This window comes from Streptosporangium sp. H13245, from assembly GCF_055690525.1.
Genome location: NZ_JBSZKT010000027.1, coordinates 68,205 through 86,821, shown reverse-complemented (window position 1 = coordinate 86,821; position 18,617 = coordinate 68,205). Strand labels below are relative to the sequence as shown.

General features: G+C 71.8%; 16 protein-coding genes, 1 tRNA gene and 1 pseudogene. 6 read left to right on the top strand and 12 right to left on the bottom strand.

Annotated elements, in window-relative coordinates:
• Positions 1 to 10: 10 nt before the first annotated feature.
• The 3 genes from ACW9TB_RS28750 to ACW9TB_RS28740 all read left to right on the top strand — a co-directional run bounded on the left by ACW9TB_RS28750 (position 11) and on the right by ACW9TB_RS28740 (position 3,232).
• Positions 11 to 868 carry a sulfotransferase family protein gene (locus tag ACW9TB_RS28750; RefSeq protein ID WP_472751221.1) on the top strand — a complete coding sequence of 286 codons (858 nt, stop codon included), beginning with the start codon at positions 11 to 13 and terminating at the stop codon, positions 866 to 868.
• On the top strand, positions 856 to 2,154 hold the full coding sequence (locus ACW9TB_RS28745) for a lipopolysaccharide biosynthesis protein (protein WP_472751198.1): 1,299 nt from the start codon (positions 856 to 858) through the stop codon (positions 2,152 to 2,154). Before ACW9TB_RS28750 ends, ACW9TB_RS28745 begins: the two co-directional genes overlap by 13 nt.
• A 142-nt stretch (positions 2,155 to 2,296) precedes the next feature.
• Positions 2,297 to 3,232: a sulfotransferase gene (locus tag ACW9TB_RS28740; protein ID WP_472751197.1), complete on the top strand. Its 936-nt coding sequence runs from the start codon at positions 2,297 to 2,299 to the stop codon at positions 3,230 to 3,232.
• Positions 3,233 to 3,259: 27 nt separating this feature from the next.
• On the opposite strand, the gene ACW9TB_RS28735 is transcribed toward ACW9TB_RS28740, so the two are convergent.
• The 7 genes from ACW9TB_RS28735 to ACW9TB_RS28705 form a co-directional block, all read right to left on the bottom strand.
• Entirely contained in the window at positions 3,260 to 4,528 is a 1,269-nt protein-coding gene (locus ACW9TB_RS28735; RefSeq protein ID WP_472751196.1) for a WecB/TagA/CpsF family glycosyltransferase, read from the bottom strand.
• A 62-nt stretch (positions 4,529 to 4,590) separates the two neighbouring features.
• The gene (locus ACW9TB_RS28730) at positions 4,591 to 5,532 is read right to left on the bottom strand and encodes a glycosyltransferase family 2 protein (protein WP_472751195.1); all 942 of its coding nucleotides are present in this window, start codon (positions 5,530 to 5,532) and stop codon (positions 4,591 to 4,593) included.
• A complete protein-coding gene (locus ACW9TB_RS28725; RefSeq protein WP_472751194.1) occupies positions 5,529 to 6,461 on the bottom strand; it encodes a sulfotransferase in 933 nt (310 codons plus the stop codon). The genes ACW9TB_RS28730 and ACW9TB_RS28725 overlap by 4 nt, the downstream gene beginning before the upstream one ends.
• A 381-nt stretch (positions 6,462 to 6,842) precedes the next feature.
• Positions 6,843 to 8,105 (bottom strand): sulfate adenylyltransferase subunit CysN, encoded by a 1,263-nt coding sequence (cysN, locus tag ACW9TB_RS28720; RefSeq protein ID WP_472751193.1) that lies wholly within the window; start codon positions 8,103 to 8,105, stop codon positions 6,843 to 6,845.
• Positions 8,106 to 8,184: 79 nt separating this feature from the next.
• Positions 8,185 to 9,099, bottom strand: a complete 915-nt coding sequence (gene cysD / locus ACW9TB_RS28715; RefSeq protein WP_472751192.1) for a sulfate adenylyltransferase subunit CysD — start codon at positions 9,097 to 9,099, stop codon at positions 8,185 to 8,187.
• 19 nt (positions 9,100 to 9,118) lie between these two features.
• On the bottom strand, positions 9,119 to 9,886 hold the full coding sequence (locus tag ACW9TB_RS28710) for a 3'(2'),5'-bisphosphate nucleotidase CysQ (RefSeq protein ID WP_472751191.1): 768 nt from the start codon (positions 9,884 to 9,886) through the stop codon (positions 9,119 to 9,121).
• Positions 9,886 to 11,352: a sugar transferase gene (locus ACW9TB_RS28705; RefSeq protein WP_472751190.1), complete on the bottom strand. Its 1,467-nt coding sequence runs from the start codon at positions 11,350 to 11,352 to the stop codon at positions 9,886 to 9,888. The genes ACW9TB_RS28710 and ACW9TB_RS28705 overlap by 1 nt, the downstream gene beginning before the upstream one ends.
• A gap of 147 nt (positions 11,353 to 11,499) precedes the next feature.
• On the opposite strand from ACW9TB_RS28705, the gene ACW9TB_RS28700 reads away from it, so the two are divergent.
• Positions 11,500 to 12,000 (top strand): 3'-5' exonuclease family protein, encoded by a 501-nt coding sequence (locus tag ACW9TB_RS28700; RefSeq protein ID WP_472751189.1) that lies wholly within the window; start codon positions 11,500 to 11,502, stop codon positions 11,998 to 12,000.
• Positions 12,001 to 12,036: 36 nt separating this feature from the next.
• Here ACW9TB_RS28700 and pth read toward each other — a convergent pair whose 3' ends face one another.
• The 5 genes from pth to ACW9TB_RS28675 all read right to left on the bottom strand — a co-directional run bounded on the left by pth (position 12,037) and on the right by ACW9TB_RS28675 (position 16,291).
• On the bottom strand, positions 12,037 to 12,642 hold the full coding sequence (gene pth, locus ACW9TB_RS28695) for an aminoacyl-tRNA hydrolase (RefSeq protein ID WP_472751188.1): 606 nt from the start codon (positions 12,640 to 12,642) through the stop codon (positions 12,037 to 12,039).
• Positions 12,643 to 12,705: 63 nt separating this feature from the next.
• Entirely contained in the window at positions 12,706 to 13,314 is a 609-nt protein-coding gene (locus ACW9TB_RS28690; protein WP_472751187.1) for a 50S ribosomal protein L25/general stress protein Ctc, read from the bottom strand.
• Between the two features lie 232 nt (positions 13,315 to 13,546).
• Entirely contained in the window at positions 13,547 to 14,524 is a 978-nt protein-coding gene (locus tag ACW9TB_RS28685; RefSeq protein WP_472751186.1) for a ribose-phosphate diphosphokinase, read from the bottom strand.
• Between the two features lie 76 nt (positions 14,525 to 14,600).
• Positions 14,601 to 16,052: a bifunctional UDP-N-acetylglucosamine diphosphorylase/glucosamine-1-phosphate N-acetyltransferase GlmU gene (gene glmU / locus ACW9TB_RS28680; protein WP_472751185.1), complete on the bottom strand. Its 1,452-nt coding sequence runs from the start codon at positions 16,050 to 16,052 to the stop codon at positions 14,601 to 14,603.
• 164 nt (positions 16,053 to 16,216) lie between these two features.
• Positions 16,217 to 16,291, bottom strand: a tRNA-Gln gene (locus ACW9TB_RS28675).
• Positions 16,292 to 16,726: 435 nt separating this feature from the next.
• On the opposite strand from ACW9TB_RS28675, the gene ACW9TB_RS28670 reads away from it, so the two are divergent.
• Together ACW9TB_RS28670 and ACW9TB_RS28665 are read left to right on the top strand one after the other, a co-directional pair.
• Positions 16,727 to 17,668 carry an acyl-CoA desaturase gene (locus ACW9TB_RS28670; protein ID WP_472751184.1) on the top strand — a complete coding sequence of 314 codons (942 nt, stop codon included), beginning with the start codon at positions 16,727 to 16,729 and terminating at the stop codon, positions 17,666 to 17,668.
• A gap of 72 nt (positions 17,669 to 17,740) precedes the next feature.
• Positions 17,741 to 18,337 (top strand): annotated as a pseudogene (locus ACW9TB_RS28665) (TetR/AcrR family transcriptional regulator); the annotation flags it as partial.
• Between the last annotated feature and the right edge of the window lie 280 nt (positions 18,338 to 18,617).

Here is an 18,617-nt window from a genome sequence, read left to right as displayed (position 1 = left end):
TGTGGGGGCCCTGAGGCCCGCGCTGAAGCGTTCGGTCCACGCGGCGTCGTGGGCGATGGGGCGCCTCACCTCGGGGAGCCGGATGCTGCCCTCGTTCCTCATCGTCGGGGCGCAGCGCTGCGGCACCACCTCCCTGTACCGCGTCCTGTCCCAGCATCCGCTCGTCCTGAAACCCGTGCTGCGCAAGGGCGTCCACTACTTCGACACGGCGTACGACCGAGACATGTCCTGGTACCGGGCGCACTTCCCGCTGCGGGTGTCGGCCTCCCGGCTGGCCCGCAGGTACGGCCATCGGCCCCAGGCCTTCGAGTCGTCGCCCTACTACCTGTTCCACCCGCTGGCCGGTCCCAGGATCGCCCGCGACCTGCCGGGCGCCAAGCTGATCGTGCTGGTCCGCGACCCCGTCGAGCGGGCCTTCTCCGCGCACGCCCACGAGCTGGCCAGGGGCTTCGAGACGGAACGCTCCTTCGCCAGGGCCGTACGGCTGGAGGAGGAGCGGCTGGCCGGGGCGGCGGAGGCCCTGCGCGCCTCGCCACACTCGACGAACCTCGCCCACCGCCACCACGCCTACCTCGCCAGGGGCCGCTACGCCGAGCAGCTCGCCCGGCTGGAACCACTGGTCGGCCGCGACCGGCTGCTCGTCATCGACAGCGGCCGGTTCTTCACCGAACCCGACCTCGTCCACGACCGCGTGCTGGCGTTCCTCGGGCTGCCGCATCTCGGCGACCCGGTGTTCGAGCGGCACAACACCCGGAGCAGGCCGGGCCCCATGTCCCGCAAGCTCCGTCGCGAGCTGACGGCCTACTTCGAGGAGCAGGACACCCTGCTGACCCCGTGGCTGGGCGCGGAGCCGTCGTGGCGTCGCTGACCCTCACCCGCCTGGCGGGCCTGGGCGGGGCCGCGCGGGGCGGGGTGGCGGGGCTGGCGGGAGCGGGCGTGGGAGCCGTCACGCAGTTCCTAATGGTCGTGCTGGTCACCAGGGGGGTGGAGCGGGAGACGGCCGGTCTCTTCTTCTCGGCGACCGCCCTGTGCCTGGCGGTCGCCGCGATCCTGCGGCTGGACGCCGGGAACGGCCTGGTCTACTTCATCGCCAGGTCCCGGCCCCTCGGCTACCGCCACACCTCCGGCTACGTCCGGGCCGCGCTCGTCCCGGTCGCGTCGCTCTCACTGGCGGCCGGTGCGGCGGTCGTCCTCACCACCTCCGACCTGACGCCGCTGGTGCTGGCGGTGGCCCTGCCCGCGGTGGCGTGCTCGGGCGTCGTGGTGAGCGCGACCCGCGGGTTCGGCTCGATGCGGCCGACCGTGCTGCTGGACGGGGTGCTGCAACCGGTGGCCCAGCTGCTCCTGGTCGGGGCGGTGGTGCTCGCGGGCCGCGACTCCGTGCCGCTGCTCGCGGCGGCCTGGGCGCTGCCGTACCTGCCGGTGCTGCTGCTGGCCTCGATCTGGCTGCGCCGACGAATGCCCCGGAGTCCCCGCCTGCCCGGCACCGCGTACGACCTGTGGCGTCACACCTGGCCCCGGTCGCTGGCGGCCGGGATCCAGGCGGTGTTCCAGCGGCTGGACGTCGTGATCGTGGCACTGCTGGCCGGGCCCGCCGAGGCGGCCGTCTACACCGCCGCCACCCGCTTCAAGATCGTGGGGCAGCTGGCCGGGCAGGGACTGGCGCAGGCCACGCAGCCGAGGCTGGTGCGGGCCCTGGCCGAGGGCGACCTGCCGCGCGCCCGGGAGCTGTACCAGTCGGCCACCCTCTGGCTCGTCCTGCTGACCTGGCCGGTCTGGCTGGGGTACGCCGTGCTCGCGCCGTGGCTGCTCGGCGCCGTCTTCGGTGACGGCTACACCGGCGGCGCGCCGGTGGCGTTCGTGCTGGCCGCGACGATGATGCTCGCCACGGCGTGCGGGATGGCCGACGTGGTGCTGACCTCCGCCGGGCACACCGGTTCCAGCCTGGCCAACCTGGTCGCCGCCGTCGCGACGGCGGTGGCGCTGGACCTGCTGCTGATCCCCTCGATGGGCTCGCTCGGCGCCGCCCTCGGCTGGGCGGGGGGCACAGCGGTCAAGAACCTGCTGCCGCTCTGGCGCATCCACCGCCGGTACGGCCTGCGGCCCTTCGGCACGCACAGCCTGGCCGCCCTGGGCCCCCGGCGGGCGCCGTGACCGTACGCCCCGGCCGTCCCCGCCATGGCCACGCGCGATCCGCCCGGCCCGGACGCCATGACCACACGCGGCCCGCCCCTCCCAGGCCCCGTGACCACGCGCGGCCCGACCGGCCCGAGACCCTGAACGCGCGGCGGGCGTCGTGAGACCCGTGCTGGTCACCGGGCTGCCCAGGACCGGGACGAGCTGGACGGGCAGGATGCTCGCGGCGAGCGGGGAGCTGGTCTACGTCAACGAGCCGCTCAACCCCGAGCACCCACCGGGCCGCTCCCCGGGCGTCCTCGACGCCGTGGTCGGCCACCGCTTCCAGTACATCTGCCCGGACAACGAACGGGCCTGGCTGCCCGCCTTCACGCGCACGGTCGCGCTGCGCTACGGGTTCCTGGCGGAGCTGCGCCGCAACCGGTCGCCGTACGACCTGGCGAGGATGATCCGGTACGGCACCGCGTTCACGCTGGGGCGGCTGGGCGGACGCCGGGCACTGCTGGACGACCCGTTCGCGCTGTTCTCCGCGGGATGGTTCGCCGACCGGCTGGACTGCCGGGTGATCGTCCTGCTGCGCGATCCGGTGGCGTTCGTCGGCAGCTGGCAGCGGCTCGGCTGGACGGTCTACTTCCACGAGCTGCTCGAACAGCCGCTGCTGATGCGTGACCAGCCCCACCTGGAGGCGTTGCGCCCGCTGGTCGGTTCGCAGGACCGCGTCGCCAAGGCCGTGGCCCTGTGGCGGGCGGCCGGGACCACCGCCGCCGACCTCGCCGACCGGCACCCCGGCATCACGCTGGCCCGCTACGAGGACCTGGCCCGCGACCCCGGGGCGGGTTTCCGCCGCCTGTACGAGTGGGCGGGGCTGACCTGGTCGGCCCGCGCCGAGGAGCGTATCCGCCGCGCGTGCACGGCCAGATCGGACGAAGGCACCGGCACCGGCGGCTTCACCTGGAGCGGCCTGTCCCGCACGGCCTACCGGCCGATGGACTCGCGCCGCGCCCTCGCCGAGGCCGGTGCCCGGCTGAGCCCGCGGGAGGCCCTCCGGGTCAGGGAGCTGGCCTCCGCGGAACACACAGAACACCGGGAACGCTGACGGCCACCCCGGAAGGGGCCCGCGGCCTCAGGAGAAGAGGCCGCGTACGAGGGAGACCGTGAGGAGCCTGAGCGCGTACGGCAGGTCGTCGACCAGATAGCGGCGGGCGAGCCTGCCCGGCTCCCGCACCAGCCGGAAGATCCACTCCAGGCCACCTCGGCGCATCCACACCGGTGCCCGCCGGACGGTGCCCGCGGCGAAGGCGATCGCCGAGCCGCAGCCGACGAACCAGGTGCCCGGCAGGTCCCGGCGAAGCGAGGCGATGAGCCGCTCCTGCCTGGGGAAACCGAGCCCGACGAAGACCAGCCGGGGAGCGGCGGCGATCACGGCGTCACGCACCCGGGCGTAGCTCTCGGGATCGTCCTCGAACCCGTACGGCGGGGTGTCGACCCCGGCGATCACCAGCTTCGGATGGCGTTCCACCAGCTCGCGGGCCGCCCGCGCGGCCGTGCCCCGGGGGCCGCCCAGCAGGTACACGGGGTGGCGGTAGAAGGCGGCGGCCTCCGACAGGGACCAGATCAGGTCGGCGCCGGTGACCCGGCCGGGAAGGGGGGTGCCGAGCAGCCTCGCCGCCCACACCAGCGGCATGCCGTCCGCCACCGCGAGGTCGGCGCGCTCGACGAGCCGGCGGGCCCGGGGGTCGCGGGCGACGGCCCGGCTGATGTCGACGTTCGGGGTGACGAGGTGGCCGCCCTCGCCGCGTTTCAGGGCGGCGACCACGTGGTCGACGACCTCGCTCTCGGTCATCGGGTCGATCGCGACCCCCGCCACGTGCACGCGCCTGCGCAGACGCCTGCGGGTGGCCTTGTCGGGCCGGGGCCTCCGGCGGGGGACGGCCTGGGGCGTCCCCCGCCGGGCGGCGGGAGTCCCGGCCCGCCCTGCGACGGCGGGCAGGCCGGGCACCGGATCGTGACCGGTGGTCGCGGACCGGTGGTCGGTGCGGGGCGGGATCGGCGCCACGGCGTCACGGGCGGCCGGGACTTCGGCCCGTCCCACCCCGGACGACGTGACCGGCGGGCCCGCCGTGGACAGGGCGAGCGACAGCCCGTGACCGGGGAACGGGCGCTCGACGACCCACCCCGGTGCGGACCAGACGGCCGGAAGGTCGTAGCGGACGCTCGCACGCGGGCGCCCGGCGGGCTGTCCCGCCGTGGACGGGGCGAGCGGCAACCCGTGACGGGGGAACACCGACAGGCGCTCGGCGGCCTGCCCCGCCACGGGCGGAGCGGGCGGCGGCGGCCCGTGACCGGAAAGCGGGGCGAACGTCGGCGGACGCCCGGCGGCCTGGCCCGTCACGGACGGAACGATCGAGGCACCGTGGCGGAGGGTCACTCGCGGGTGCTCGGCGATGGGTGCCATCAGATCCCGTGCCCCCGGTGGTGCAGGACACTGAGCAGGGTCCGCGCGGGGACCAGGCCCGCCGCCACCGCGAGCGCGATGGGCGCGCGGGGCTCGCCGTGGCGGGCGGTGAACGCCCGCCAGGCCCAGCGGCCCGCCTCCCTCCGCTGGCCAAGGGCCGCGTGATGGAAGGCGAGCTGACCGTAGACCCGCGCCGCGCCGCGCGGATCCACGGCCAGATCAGGGTGCCGGGCGAGCATCCACTGCAGCCCGGCGATCCGGTCGGCCCAGCGGGCCACGTACGAGGAGCCACCCCAGCGCACCCGGACCAGGGGCCGGTCGACGTGCACGATGGGGTGCTGGGCGGCGGCGCGCAGCGCCAGGTCCCAGTCCTCGTTCTGGCCCCTGGGGGCGCTCTCGTCCGCCCAGAGCCCGCCGCGCCGGAACAGGAACGTCGAGGAGTGCACCATCACCATCCGCGAGCGCACCAGGTGGCGGTAGGTGACGCGGCTGGTCCCGGCCAGCCGGGGGATGCGGCGCGATCCGTACTCGACCTCGATGGCGCAGCTGGAGAAGCGCGCCTCCGGCTCCGCCTCCAGCGCGGCGACCTGGGCCTCGATCTTGCCGGGCAGCCACTGGTCGTCGTCGTCGCAGAAGGCGACCATGTCGGTGCCGAGCGCCGCGATCCCGGTGTTGCGGGCACCGGGCAGGCCGGGGGTGAGCCGGTTGGCCATCACCCGCACGCCGCGCGAGGGCGACCCGCGAAGGCCGGGTGTCAGCGCCCGGCTGGCCAGGAGGTCGGCCACCTGGTCGGCGACCCAGGCCGGATCTCCGCCGTCCACGACGACGACGACCTCGACGGGGCCGGGGTGGTCCTGGCCGAGCACGGCGAGCGTGGCCGTGCGCAGCTGGTCGGGCCGGTGTCCCCGGGTGGGGATGACGACACCCACCGATGCGTTCACGCGAGTCTCCTGTGATAGCCGTACTTGATCATGAGGGGCCAGGTCAGCGCCGCGACCAGGCGCGACTGCCGGGACGACGCGACGGCGCGCCAGCTGTCGTCCCTGGTCAGCTCCGTGCGGCCGACCGTGAAGCGCACGGGGTTGCCCGAGGCCGTGTGCGCCGTCGAGAGCTCCGCCCAGCCGCCCGAGAGGAAGTCGAGGCGGCACGGGAGCCCGATCCTGGCGACCACGCGCCTGAGCGTGTCGGCGGGGGCGTCGAGCAGGTCCTCGTAGCGGACCCGGGTGACCGGGACGCCCCTGCGGGCGAGGAGTTCGAGGCTGAGGTTCTCGCTCAGCCAGTGCAGCGAGGTGCGGGAGGGCGACCAGTGGGTCATCGGGCGCCCGTCCTCGGGACGCTCGACCCTCCTGCGCCAGGAGTGCGCGACCGCGCGGGGGTCGCGGACCACGTGGACGACCTGGACGTCGACCCCGGCCGCCGCGAGGCAGAAGGCCAGCGAGGCGTGCTTGCTGGAGTCGATCACGACCGGGCAGTCGGCGACCTCGCCCGCCGCGTCGTACAGATCTCGGTGGATCGCGACGTACTCGTCCAGCTCGGCGGTGCCGGGCGTCGGCCACCGGCCGGTGCCCGCCTGCTCCTCGGCGAGGAGCCTGGCCAGCGTGGGGATGCGCCGGGTGCGGTCGACGCGGGACCTGAGCGCGATCATCCGGTGGGCCAGGTCCTCGGACCAGCCGCCGAACGCGCGCTCGCCGACCTTCTCCCAGAAGGGGCACGATCCGAAGGGCTCGCCGCACCCGCAGGCCTCGTCCGCGAGCGCGCTCCTGGCCCAGAGGTGGACGACCTCGCCGAGCGGCGCGATGCCGGGGACCTCCCCGAGCAGGCGCTCCAGCAGCGTGGTCCCACTACGGCCGAGGCCGCCCAGAAAAACCACCCGAGCAGGTGACGGACTATCAGACACAGGCACGAATCCTTACCCGACGGATACGGAACGTGCCGAGGCTAGCGCGGAGCGTAACGGAGGGGTCAGAGAACGGACAAAGGATCTACCCAGCGGGTGTAACGCCGCCCATCTCCTGAACGGAGGGCCGCCGAAGCCGCGAAACCCGGTGCGGGGCGCGTGCGTACGGCTCCGAGAACGGCGACCGGGACCCCGGCACCTTGATCCCGACACCGTGGACACCCCGGGAAACACGGCACGCCGGTGCGTGGCTTCAAGGAGTACGGACTGCTCCGGGCACACGAACGCCCGCCCGCGGGCTCCCTCCCGTCGCGTACGAGGAGGGAGCCGAAGCCGCGGGCGGGCGAGACGCGCCTACTTGGCGTCGACGATCATCCCCGCGCCGACGGTGTTGTTGGTGGACTCGTCCACGAGGATGAAGCCGCCGGTGAGGCGGTTGCGGGCGTAGTCGTCCACGAACAGCGGCTGGGTGACGCGGAGCGAGACCCGCCCGATCTCGTTGAGGCCGAGCGACTGGGCCGTCTCGTCCCGGTGCAGGGTGTTGACGTCCAGCCGGTAGTGCAGGTCCTTGACCAGGACACGGGCCGTGCGGGTCGTGTGCTTGATGGTCAGCTTGGTCCGCGGGGCCAGCTTGGCGGTGTCGGCCATCCAGCAGATCATCGCCTCCAGCTCCTGGGAGACCTGCGGCTGGTTGTTCGGGCGGCAGATCATGTCGCCGCGCGAGATGTCGATGTCGTCCTCCAGCCGGAGGGTGACCGACATCGGCGGGAACGCCTCGTCGACCGGCCCGTTGAAGGTGTCGATCGACGCGATGCGCGTGGCCAGGCCGGAGGGCAGGTGCATGACCTCGTCGCCCGGCTTCAGCACCCCTCCGGCGACCTGGCCCGCATAGCCGCGGTAGTCGTGCAGGGAGGGGTCGGTGGCCCGCTGCGGGCGGATGACGTACTGCACGGGGAAGCGCACGTCGACCAGGTTGCGGTCGGAGGCGATGTGCACGTGCTCCAGGTGGTGCAGCAGGGAGGACCCGTTGTACCAGGGGGTGTTCTCCGAGCGGGACACCACGTTGTCGCCGTGCAGCGCCGACATCGGGATGAACGTCAGGTCCGGCGCGTTCAGCTTGGAGGCGAACGCGGTGAACTCCTCGCGGATCTCCTCGAACCGCTCCTGGGAGTAGTCGACCAGGTCCATCTTGTTGACGGCGAGGACCAGGTGCGGCACCCGCAGCAGGGTGGTGAGGAACGCGTGCCGCCGCGACTGCTCCAGCACCCCCTTGCGGGCGTCGATCAGGACGATCGCCAGGTCGGCGGTGGAGGCACCGGTGACCATGTTGCGGGTGTACTGGATGTGCCCGGGGGTGTCGGCGATGATGAACTTGCGCTTGGGAGTGGCGAAGTAGCGGTAGGCGACGTCGATCGTGATGCCCTGCTCCCGCTCGGCCCGCAGGCCGTCGGTGAGGAGCGACAGGTCGGTGTACTCGGTGCCGCGGTCGCGGGAGGTGCGCTCGACGGCCTCCAACTGGTCCTCGAAGATCGCCTTGGAGTCGAAGAGCAGCCGCCCGATGAGGGTCGACTTTCCGTCGTCGACACTTCCCGCCGTGGCGAAGCGAAGAATGTCCATTAGCGCTGCTCTCCAGAGGTCGTACGGCGTGCGCGGGCAGGCCGCGTAGGAAGGGGGAAGCCGGGGAGACGGATGCTCACTAGAAGTAACCCTCCCGCTTGCGGTCCTCCATGGAGGCCTCTGAGGCGCGGTCGTCGGCGCGGGTGGCGCCGCGCTCGGTGATCCGGGTCACCGCGATCTCGTCGATGATCGCCTCGACCGTCGCGGCACCCGACTGGACGGCGCCGGTGCAGGTGACGTCGCCGACCGTCCGGTAGCGGACCGTCATGTCCAGGAGCGGCTCGTCGTCGTCGCGGGTGATGAACTCGCTGTCGGCCAGCAGCATGCCGTCGCGCTCGAACACCTTGCGGGTGTGGGCGAAGTAGATCGAGGGAATCTCGATGCCCTCGCGCCGGATGTAGTCCCAGATGTCGAGTTCGGTCCAGTTGGACAGCGGGAAGACCCGGATGTGCTCGCCCTTGCGGATCCTGGCGTTGTAGAGGTTCCACAGCTCGGGGCGCTGGTTCTTCGGGTCCCACTGGCCGAAGTCGTCGCGGAAGGAGAACACGCGCTCCTTGGCGCGGGCCTTCTCCTCGTCGCGGCGGGCGCCGCCGAAGACCGCGTCGTACTCGTTCTCCTCGATCGCGTCCAGCAGCGTCGTGGTCTGCAGCCGGTTGCGCGAAGCCCTGCGGCCGGTCTCCTCGACGACGCGCCCGGCGTCGATGGAGTCCTGGACGCTGGCGACGACCAGCCGGGCGCCCAGCTCCGTGGCGCGGCGGTCGCGGAACTCGATGACCTCGGCGAAGTTGTGCCCGGTGTCGACGTGCATCAGGGGGAAGGGGATGGGCGCCGGCCAGAACGCCTTCTCCGCGATGCGGAGCATGACGATGGAGTCCTTGCCCCCCGAGAAGAGCAGACAGGGACGCTCGAACTCCGCCGCGACCTCGCGCATGATGTGAACAGCCTCTGCCTCGAGGACGTCGAGCTGCGACGTGGTGTAGTCGCGCTGAAGCATCAGACTCTCCTAGCGGGGATTAGCGGTGCAGATCCCGGATTCCAGCGAGCAACGTTGGCGCCAGTCCCGGTAGGGATACAAGAATATCCGGCAGCGAGGGGTCGGGCTGGTTGTAGACCAGCGGCGAGCCGTCGACGCGGCTCGCGTGGACCCCGGACGCGAGGGCCACCGCGACGGGCGCGGCGGAGTCCCACTCGTACTGGCCCCCTGCGTGTACGTAGGCCTCGACCTGGCCGGTGAGCACGGCGGAGATCTTGGCGCCTGCCGAGCCGATCGGCACCAGGTCGGCGCCGGCGAGGCGGGCCAGGCTCTGGACGAACTCCGGCGGACGGGTCCGGCTGACCGCGATCCGCGGCCTGGCGCCCGCCTCCGGGGCGGGCGGCACGGGGGGTTCGAGGGTGGAGAGCGTACGGCCCTGGGCGGGCAGCGCGACGGCTCCGGCCGTCAGCGTGCCGCGCTCCCAGAGCGCCACGTGGACCGCCCAGTCGGCGCGGCCCTCCTCGGCGAACTCGCGGGTGCCGTCCAGCGGGTCGACGATCCAGACCCGCTCGGCGCGCAGCCTGCGCGGGTCGAGACGCTCCTCGCTGGTCGCCTCCTCGGACAGCACACTGTCACCCGGGCGCAACCGTGACAGGGCCTCCATCAGGAACACGTGGGAGGCGGCGTCGCCCTCCTTGCGAAGCTCGGACGGGTCGCCGAAGCCCCGCTCCGCGCGCAGGGCCGCCAGCTTCTCGCCGGCCGTCGTCGCCAGCTCCGCGGCGAGTATGTGATCGTCGCGAACGGTCATCAGTATGCTCCAGCTCCTCGCGCGACAGCCGACCAAGTCTTCCACAGGATTTGCAGGTCCAGCATGAGGGACCAGCTCTCCACGTAACGCAGGTCCAATCGTACGGATTCCTCCCAAGAGAGGTCAGAACGTCCACTTACCTGCCAGAGGCCGGTCATGCCTGGCTTGACGAGTAATCGGCGACGGACGTCGTCACCGTACCTGGCGACCTCCTCGGGCAGTGGCGGCCGGGGGCCGACCAGGGACATGTGCCCCAGGACCACGTTGATCAGCTGGGGCAGCTCGTCCAGCGAGTGGCGGCGCAACCGGGCGCCCAGCGGGGTCACCCTCGGATCGTTACGGATCTTGAAGAGCAGGCCGTGGCCGTCGCTGGACAGGGTGATCTTCCGGCGTTCGGCGTCGGCGCGCATCGTCCGGAACTTGTAGATCGTGAACTCGGCGCCGTCACGGCCCACCCTCGTCTGCCGGAAGAGCACGGGCCCGGGGCCGGAGGCCCGCACGGCCACCGCCACCGCCGCCAGCAGCGGCAGCAGCGCCGCCAGCAGCAGCCCGGCCCCCGCCCGGTCGAACAGGTTCTTGAGCACCTGGCGCAGACCGGAGATCTCGGGGTGGTCCACGTGCAGCAGCGGCAGCCCCGCCGCCGGGCGGATGGTGATCCGCGGCCCGGCCACCTCCATCAGCGCGGGGGCCACGATCAGGTCCGTGTCGGTCTTCTCCAGCCGCCAGGCCAGCCGCCGCAGCGCCACCCCGTCCATCTCCGGGCAGGCGAGCACGGCCACGGTGTCGGCGGAGACCTGGCCGACCGCGAGCGCGACGTCGGAGAAGTCGCCCAGGACCGGCACGCCCTCCACGTCGCCCAGCCCGTCGTGCGGGGCGCACGCCGCCACGACCTCCATGCCGTGGTAGCGCTCCCGGCGGAACCTGCGGACCAGCTCGGTGATCGCCGGTCGGTGGCCCACCGCCACGACCCGCCGCATGCACCCGCCCCGCGCCCGCCTGCGGTGCAGGGAACGGCGCAGGGCGTACCGGCCGAGGAGGGTGAGCAGCGTCGTCAGCGGGAGCGCCAGCACCACGTAGCCCCGGGCCACCTCGACCTTGGTGAGGTAGGCGCAGACGGCGAAGGCCGCGGTGAGCATGAAGCCGCACTGGAGGATCCGCTGGAACTCCTCGGAGCCCAGGCCGATGAGCCGGGGCTCGTAGGCGCGGTTCAGCGCGACCACGCTGACCCAGACGGCGGGCAGGGCCGCGCTCAGCACGACGTACGGGAAGACGTAGGGGGTAACCTCGCCGAATCGGACGAACAGCGCGAGGGCCCCGGCCAGGGCGGCGCAGGAGGTGTCGGCGGCGACGGCCATCGCGCGGTGCTCCCGCACCCAGCCGGGCAGGCGGCGGCGCGCGGCCGGGACGGCTCCGGGTCCCGTCTCCCGCGTCTCCTGTGCGGCCTGGACCTCGGTCACGTCGCGCACGCGCTCCCCCTGCGTAACCGTTCACGGACAGACAGTTATGGAATGCTAGCGGCGGCGGGAGAGGCCCGAAGGTTGAAGACCGAAACGTACATCTCTGTGGATGTCGAGGCTGATGGCCCCATTCCGGGGCCGTATTCGATGGTCAGCATGGGTATGACCGTGGCCGGGCGGATGACCGGAAAGGTCTTCGAACCGGTGGATCCGCAGACCCTCACGTTCTACGCGGAGCTGCGGCCGATCAGCGACGACCACGTGCCCGAGGCGCTCGCCGTGAGCGGGCTGGACCGGGAGACGCTGGTCCGCGAGGGCCGCGATCCGGCCGAGGCGATGCGGGAGGCCGCCGGGTGGATCCGCGAGGCGTGCGGGAACAGCTCGCCGGTCCTGGCGGCCTATCCACTCTCCTACGACTGGATGTGGATTTACTGGTATTTCATGCGCTTCACCGGCGTCTCGCCGTTCGGGCACTCCCGCTGCATCGACCTCAAGACGCTGTACGCGGCCAAGGCGGGCGTGCCGATCGGCTGGGCGACCAAGCGGCAGATGCCCGAGCACCTGCGGTCCCCCCGGCCGCACACCCACAACGCGCTGGACGACGCGATCGAGCAGGCCGAGCTGCTGCAGAACCTGATGGCCTTCGACGGCCGGTGACACCGACCGAACGGACCGGCCACCCGAGCGGGTCGGCTATCTAGGCGGGCCTGAGACGTTCAGGTCGCCGGTGTGGAAGGCGTTCTGGGTCGGCTCCAGGCCGACCCTGATCAGCGACTCCACCACGTCGGCGGCCCGGTCGACCAGGAACGCGAGATCCTTGCGCTCGGCGGTGGCGAAGTCGCGCAGGACGTAGGCCGCGGCGTCCATCCGGCCGGGCGGGCGGCCGATGCCGAACCGCACCCGCAGGTAGTCCTTCGTCGCCAGCGACTTGGTGATCGACTTCAGCCCGTTGTGGCCGTTGTCGCCGCCGCCCAGCTTCGCCCTCAGCGCGCCGTACGGGATGTCCAGCTCGTCGTGGACCACGACCACGCGGGCCGGGTCGACCTTGTAGAAGTCGGCGAGGGCCTTGACCGGCCCGCCGGAGAGGTTCATGAAGGACAGCGGCTTGGCCAGCACGGCGGGGACGCCGGCCAGGCGGCCCTCCAGCGCCTCCGCCCGCGACCTGTGCGCCTTGAAGCGTCCCCCGGCCCGCGCGGCGAGCTCGTCCAGGACCATGAACCCCGCGTTGTGCCGGTTCCCGGCGTACTCCGGCCCGGGGTTTCCCAGGCCCACGACCAACCAGCGGTCCACGATCGGCATCCCTTCACACGCGCGTCAGGGCGGCCCGGTCCCGGGCCGCCCTGACAGATCTAGCAGAGAAAACTACTCGGCGCTCTCGGAGCTCTCGCCCTCGGTGGCCGAGGCGGTCTCGCCCTCGGCGGCCTCGCCCTCCGGCTCGCCGGTCGGGGTCGCGCCGACGATCAGCACCAGCGCCTCCGGGTCGGCGGCGAGGGTCGTGCCCTTGGGCAGCTTCAGGTCGGCGGCGGTGATCTGGGTGCCGACCTCCAGGCCCTCGACGTCGACCTCGACGCCCTCGGGGATGTGGGTGGCCTCGGTCTCGACGGAGACGGAGACGAGCTGCTGGTCGAGGATGCCGTCGGCGACCTCGCCGACCACGGTGACGGGGATGTCGACGGTGACCTTCTCGCCGCGGCGGACGAGGATGAGGTCGACGTGCTCCAGGAAGCCCCGGATCGGGTCACGCTGGACACCCTTGGGCAGGGCCAGCTCGGCCACCGCGCCCTCAAGGCGGATCAGCACGTTCGGCGTACGCAGGGCGAGCAGCAGGTCGTGACCCGGCAGGGACAGGTGCTGGGGGTCGGTGCCGTGCCCGTAGAGGACGACGGGGACCTTGTTCTCGCGGCGGATCTTGCGGGCGGCGCCCTTGCCGAACTGGTCGCGGAGCTCGGTGGTGATTACCACTTCGGACACGGCTGATCTCCTAGGGATCTTGGGAATCGGAAAGGTGCGTTCCCCCTCACCCGCCCTAGCGGAAGGCGTTACGAACGCACGCAATCCCACAACCCTACCGTGTCAACGGTGACGCGAAACGCACCGCGACCCCGGCGGCCTCCCGAAGGGGCCGGGAAGGGTCCAAGACGGCCCCGCCCCGGGAGCGCGTGGACGACGGGCCACCGGGGACGGAGCCGAAATATCAGAGGTGTCAGCTGTCGCCCTCGAAGAGGCTGGTCACCGAGCCGTCGCTGAAGACCTCGCTGATCGCGCGGGCGATCAGCGGGGCGATCGACAGCACGGTGAGCTTGTCGAACCTCTTGTCCTCCGGGAGCGGCACCGTGTTGGTGACGATGACCTCGGAGATCCCGGAGTTCTTCAGCCGGTCGACCGCGGGATCGGAGAAGACCGCGTGGGTGGCGGCCACGACCACGTTGGTGGCGCCCTGCTCGTACAGCGCGTCGGCCGCCTTGCAGATCGTCCCCGCGGTGTCGATCATGTCGTCGATCAGCACGCAGGTACGGCCCCTCACCCGGCCGACGACCTCGCTCACCTTCACCTGGTTGGCCACGTCGAGGTCGCGGCGCTTGTGGATGAAGGCCAGCGGGGTGCCCAGCGTGTCGGCCCAGCGCTCGGAGAGCCGCACCCGGCCGGTGTCGGGCGAGACGACCGTGGTCGTGGCCAGGTCGAGCTTGTCCTTGAGGTAGTTGACCAGGACGGGCATGGCGAACAGGTGGTCCACCGGGCCGTCGAAGAAGCCCTGGATCTGGGAGGTGTGCAGGTCGATCGACATCAGCCGGTCGGCCCCGGCCGTCTTGAACATGTCGGCCATCAGGCGGGCGGTGATGGGCTCGCGGCCCCGGCCCTTCTTGTCCTGGCGGGCGTAGCCGTAGAACGGCATGATCACGGTGATCCTCTTGGCGGAGGCGCGCTTGAGGGCGTCCACCATGATCAGCTGTTCCATGATCCACTGGTTGATCGGCCAGGTGTGGCTCTGCATGACGAACGCGTCGCAGCCGCGGACCGACTCCTGGTAGCGGGCGTAGATCTCCCCGTTGGCGAAGTCGCGCAGCGTGGTCGGCGCCGCGTCGACCCCGAGGTGGCTCGCCACCTCGTCCGCCAGCTCCGGGTGCGCGCGCCCGGAGAAGAACATCAGGTTCTTCTCACCCGTCTGCTTCATGCCGCTCACGCCGTCCTCCTCGCCTGACAGCACACCGATGCCCGCGCGACGCTGCCGTGCCCACCGGGCCGCTCGCTTCGCTCACTCACGTCTGGCTCCCCTGCTGTTTCCCGGCCTCGGCGGCCCGTAGCGCCGCGTCGGCCGATCTGGTGCCCGCGCGCCTGCGCGCGACCCACCCTTCGATGTTGCGCTGCCGCGCACGAGCCACCCCGATGGCCCCGGGAGGGACATCGGAGTCGATGACCGAGCCCGCGGCCGTGTACGCGCCGTCGCCGATGGTGACCGGCGCGACGAGCATGCTGTCGCACCCGACGAAGGCGCCCTCGCCCACCGTCGTGTGGTGCTTGTTGACCCCGTCGTAGTTGACGAAGATCGCCGAAGCGCCGATGTTGGCGCCCGCGCCGATCGTCGCGTCGCCCACGTAGCTCAGGTGGGGCACCTTGGCACCCTCTCCGACCTGCGCGTTCTTCATCTCAACGTACGTCCCCGCCTTGGCCTTGCGCGCCAGGACCGTGCCGGGGCGCAGGTAGGCGTACGGCCCGACCAGGGCCTCGGGGCCGATCACGGCGTCGACGCAGACGGCGTTGCGCACCAGTGCCCCCTCGCCGACGATCGTGTCGGTCAGGGTGCTGGCGGGGCCGATCTCGGCGCCCTCGGCGACCGTCGTGCAGCCGTGCAGCTGGGTTCCGGGGTGGATCACCACGTCCGCTTCGAGGATGACGTCGACGTCGACCCACGTGGCGGCCGGGTCGATCACGGTCACCCCGGCCCGCATGTGGGCCTCCAGCAGGCGCGCGTTGAGCACCTTGCGGGCGAACGCCAGTTGCACGCGGTCGTTGACGCCCTCCACCTCCACGTAGTCGGCCGCGATGTGCGCGCCGACCCGGTGGCCGTCCTCCCGCAGGATCGCGAGGACGTCGGTGAGGTACTCCTCGCCCTGGGCGTTGGAGGCGGACACCCGCTTGACCGCGTCGGCGAGCAGGAGGCCGTCGAAGGCGTAGACGCCGGAGTTCATCTCCTTGATCGCCCGCTGCGCGGGGTCGGCGTCCTTCTCCTCGACGATCTCCAGGACCGCTCCCGAGGCGTCGCGGACGATCCGGCCGTAGCCGTGCGGGTCGGGGACCTCGGCCGTCAGCACGGTGACGGCGTTGCCGTCCTCCCCGTGCCGTTCGAGCAGGGCGGCGAGGGTCTCGGTACGCAGCAGCGGCGTGTCGCCGTAGGTCACCAGGACGGTGCCGTCGATGGTGCCGGACGCCTCCAGGGCGGTCCTGACGGCGTGGCCGGTGCCCTTCTGCTCGGCCTGGACGACGGTCTGCGCGTCGGGATCGGTCCCGGCCAGGTGCGCCTGGACCCGCTCCCGTTCGTGACCGATGACGACGATGAGCCGCTCGGGCTGAAGACCCCGGGCGGCGGCGAGCACGTGGTCGACCAAGGCGCGGCCGCACAGCTCATGGAGGATCTTCGGTGTTCTCGACTTCATCCGGGTGCCCTCACCGGCGGCGAGGACGATGACGGCTGCCGGGCGCGGCACACTCACGGACGAGGCTCCCTCGGCGTCGCGGCTGAGACATGGCGAAGCGCGATGACGGATGGCCACCCCCAGGGGGCGGCATCGTCACCTGCTCGACAACGTGAGGATACCTTCCCCCTCGGGAAGCCACTCAGCCGACCAGCCGAGCGAAGAAAACCGGCACACAGGGATGGCTCCGGCACCAGGACTCGAACCTGGACAACAAGGACCAAAACCTTGCGGGCTGCCAATTACCCAATGCCGGATCAGCCGGGCGACAGGGACAGAACCCGCGCGCCCGGCACCCCTACGATACAGAGCCCGCGCCGCCGAACGCGCCCCGTTTAGGCACCCGTCTCCGGCGGCCCGCACGCCCGCGCCACACGCGCCTCGCCCGGCCCGGCCGCCGCCGCAGGTCCGGCGGCCCGCGCCCGCGACACGCACTGGTGACACTCATCCACGAGCACGCGCCCGACCGGTGGCCCACGCGCCCGCGACACGCGTACGCACGGCCGGGGGCGGGGCCTCGTTTAGCAGGTCGGCCGGGGGTAGAACAAGTGATGGACCCGCTACGGAGTGAATCCCGAAGAGTCATGTTCCAGACATTCGGCGCTTAGGTGTTCCTAACTTACGATGGCGTAGGTTACGGTTGCGTAGCCGCACAGAGTCCTGGCCTTTTCCGAGCCACCGCGAGGTAGCGCATGACCCTCATCGAAGAGCGCCCTGCCCAGGGCCCTAAACCCGACGTCGACCCCGAGCGGAAAACCCTTCCCGAGATCATCACCTTCGGGGTGGTGGTCGGCGCCCCGCTGATCGCCCTGGTGGCGGCCGTCCCGTTCGCCTGGGGCTGGGGACTCGGCTGGTCCGACATCGTCATCGCGAGTGTCTTCTACGTGGTCACCGGGCTGGGCGTCACCGTCGGCCTGCACCGCCACTTCACGCACGGTTCGTTCAAGGCCAGGCGCCCGCTGAAGATCGCGCTGGGCATCGCGGGCAGCCTCTCGATGGAGATGTCGGTGCTCGACTGGGTGGCCACCCACCGCAAGCACCACAAGTTCTCCGACAAGGAGGGCGACCCGCACTCGCCGTGGCGCTTCGGCACGGGCTTCGTGGCCGTGTCCAAGGGCCTGCTCTGGGCGCACATGGGCTGGCTGTTCGAGGCCGACCGGGCCAACCGCGAGAAGTACGCGCCCGACCTGGTCAGGGACCCCGACATCATCAAGCTGCACAAGCTCTTCCCGGTGCTGGCGATCACCACGATGGTCGCGCCCGCCCTGCTGGGCGGCCTGCTGACCTGGTCGTGGTGGGGCATGGTGACCGGCTTCTTCTGGGGCACGCTGGTCCGGATCGGCCTGCTGCACCACGTCACCTGGTCGATCAACTCCATCTGCCACGTCTTCGGCGAGGAGGTCTTCGAGTCGCGCGACAAGTCGCGCAACGTGTGGTGGCTGGCCATCCCCTCCTTCGGCGAGTCCTGGCACAACCTGCACCACTCCGACCCCACCTGCGCCCGGCACGGCGCGCTGAAGGGGCAGATCGACCTCAGCGCGGGCGTCATCCGCTGGTTCGAGAGGGCCGGATGGGCGTACGACGTCCGCTGGCCGACGCCCGAGCGCCTCGCCGCCAAGCGCATCTCCGCCTGACCCGGGGATTCGGGTCCCGTCCAGGAGCAGGGGAGCGCCATTATTAGAACCGTGAGCGAACCCCGACGGCGAATGTCAGGTAAGGAACGCCGGGAACAGCTGATCCAGATCAGCAGGACCCTGTTCGCGGAGAAAGGGTTCGACGGCACATCGGTCGAGGAGATCGCGGCGACCGCCAACGTCTCCAAACCGGTGGTCTACGAGCACTTCGGCGGCAAGGAGGGCGTGTACGCGGTCGTCATCGACCGGGAGATGCAGAAACTGCTGGGCCTGGTGACCGAGGCGCTGTCCGCCTCGCACTCGCTGATCAAGCTGGAGCGGGCGGCCCTGGCCCTGCTGGCGTACGTGGAGGAGAACAGCGAGGGGTTCCGTATCCTCGTCCGCGACTCGCACGCCGCGTCGGGGACCGGCACGTTCGCGAGCCTGATCAACGACATCGCCAGCCAGGTCGAGGACGTCATGGTCGACGAGTTCGTCGAGCGGGGCTACGACCCCAAGCTGGCTCCCATGTACGCCCAGATGCTGGTCGGCATGGTGGCGCTGACCGGCCAGTGGTGGCTGGACGTGCGCAGGCCGTCGCGCGAGGAGGTCGCCGCCCACCTGGTCAACCTGGCCTGGAACGGCCTGACCGGCCTGGACCCCAGACCCCGGCTGACCGCCTCCTCCCGCGCCCTGGAGCACCGGCTGGCCCATCCCCAGCAGCGCCAGGGCGAGCCCCACCCGCCGCCCGGCCCCCGGCCACGCGCCGCCGAGCCGGAGCCTCCTTTAAAAGGATCGCCAGAGGGATCGCCTTCAGAGGGATCGCCGCCGGAGGGGGCGTCGCGCCCGGAGTTACCGCCGCCCCCGACGGAGAAGGAGCTCCGGGAGCTGGGGAAGGCCCACGAGCGGGAGCTGCGCAACCAGGAGAAGCTGCGCGAGCGCGAGCGGCGCGAGGCCGAGAAGCTCGCCA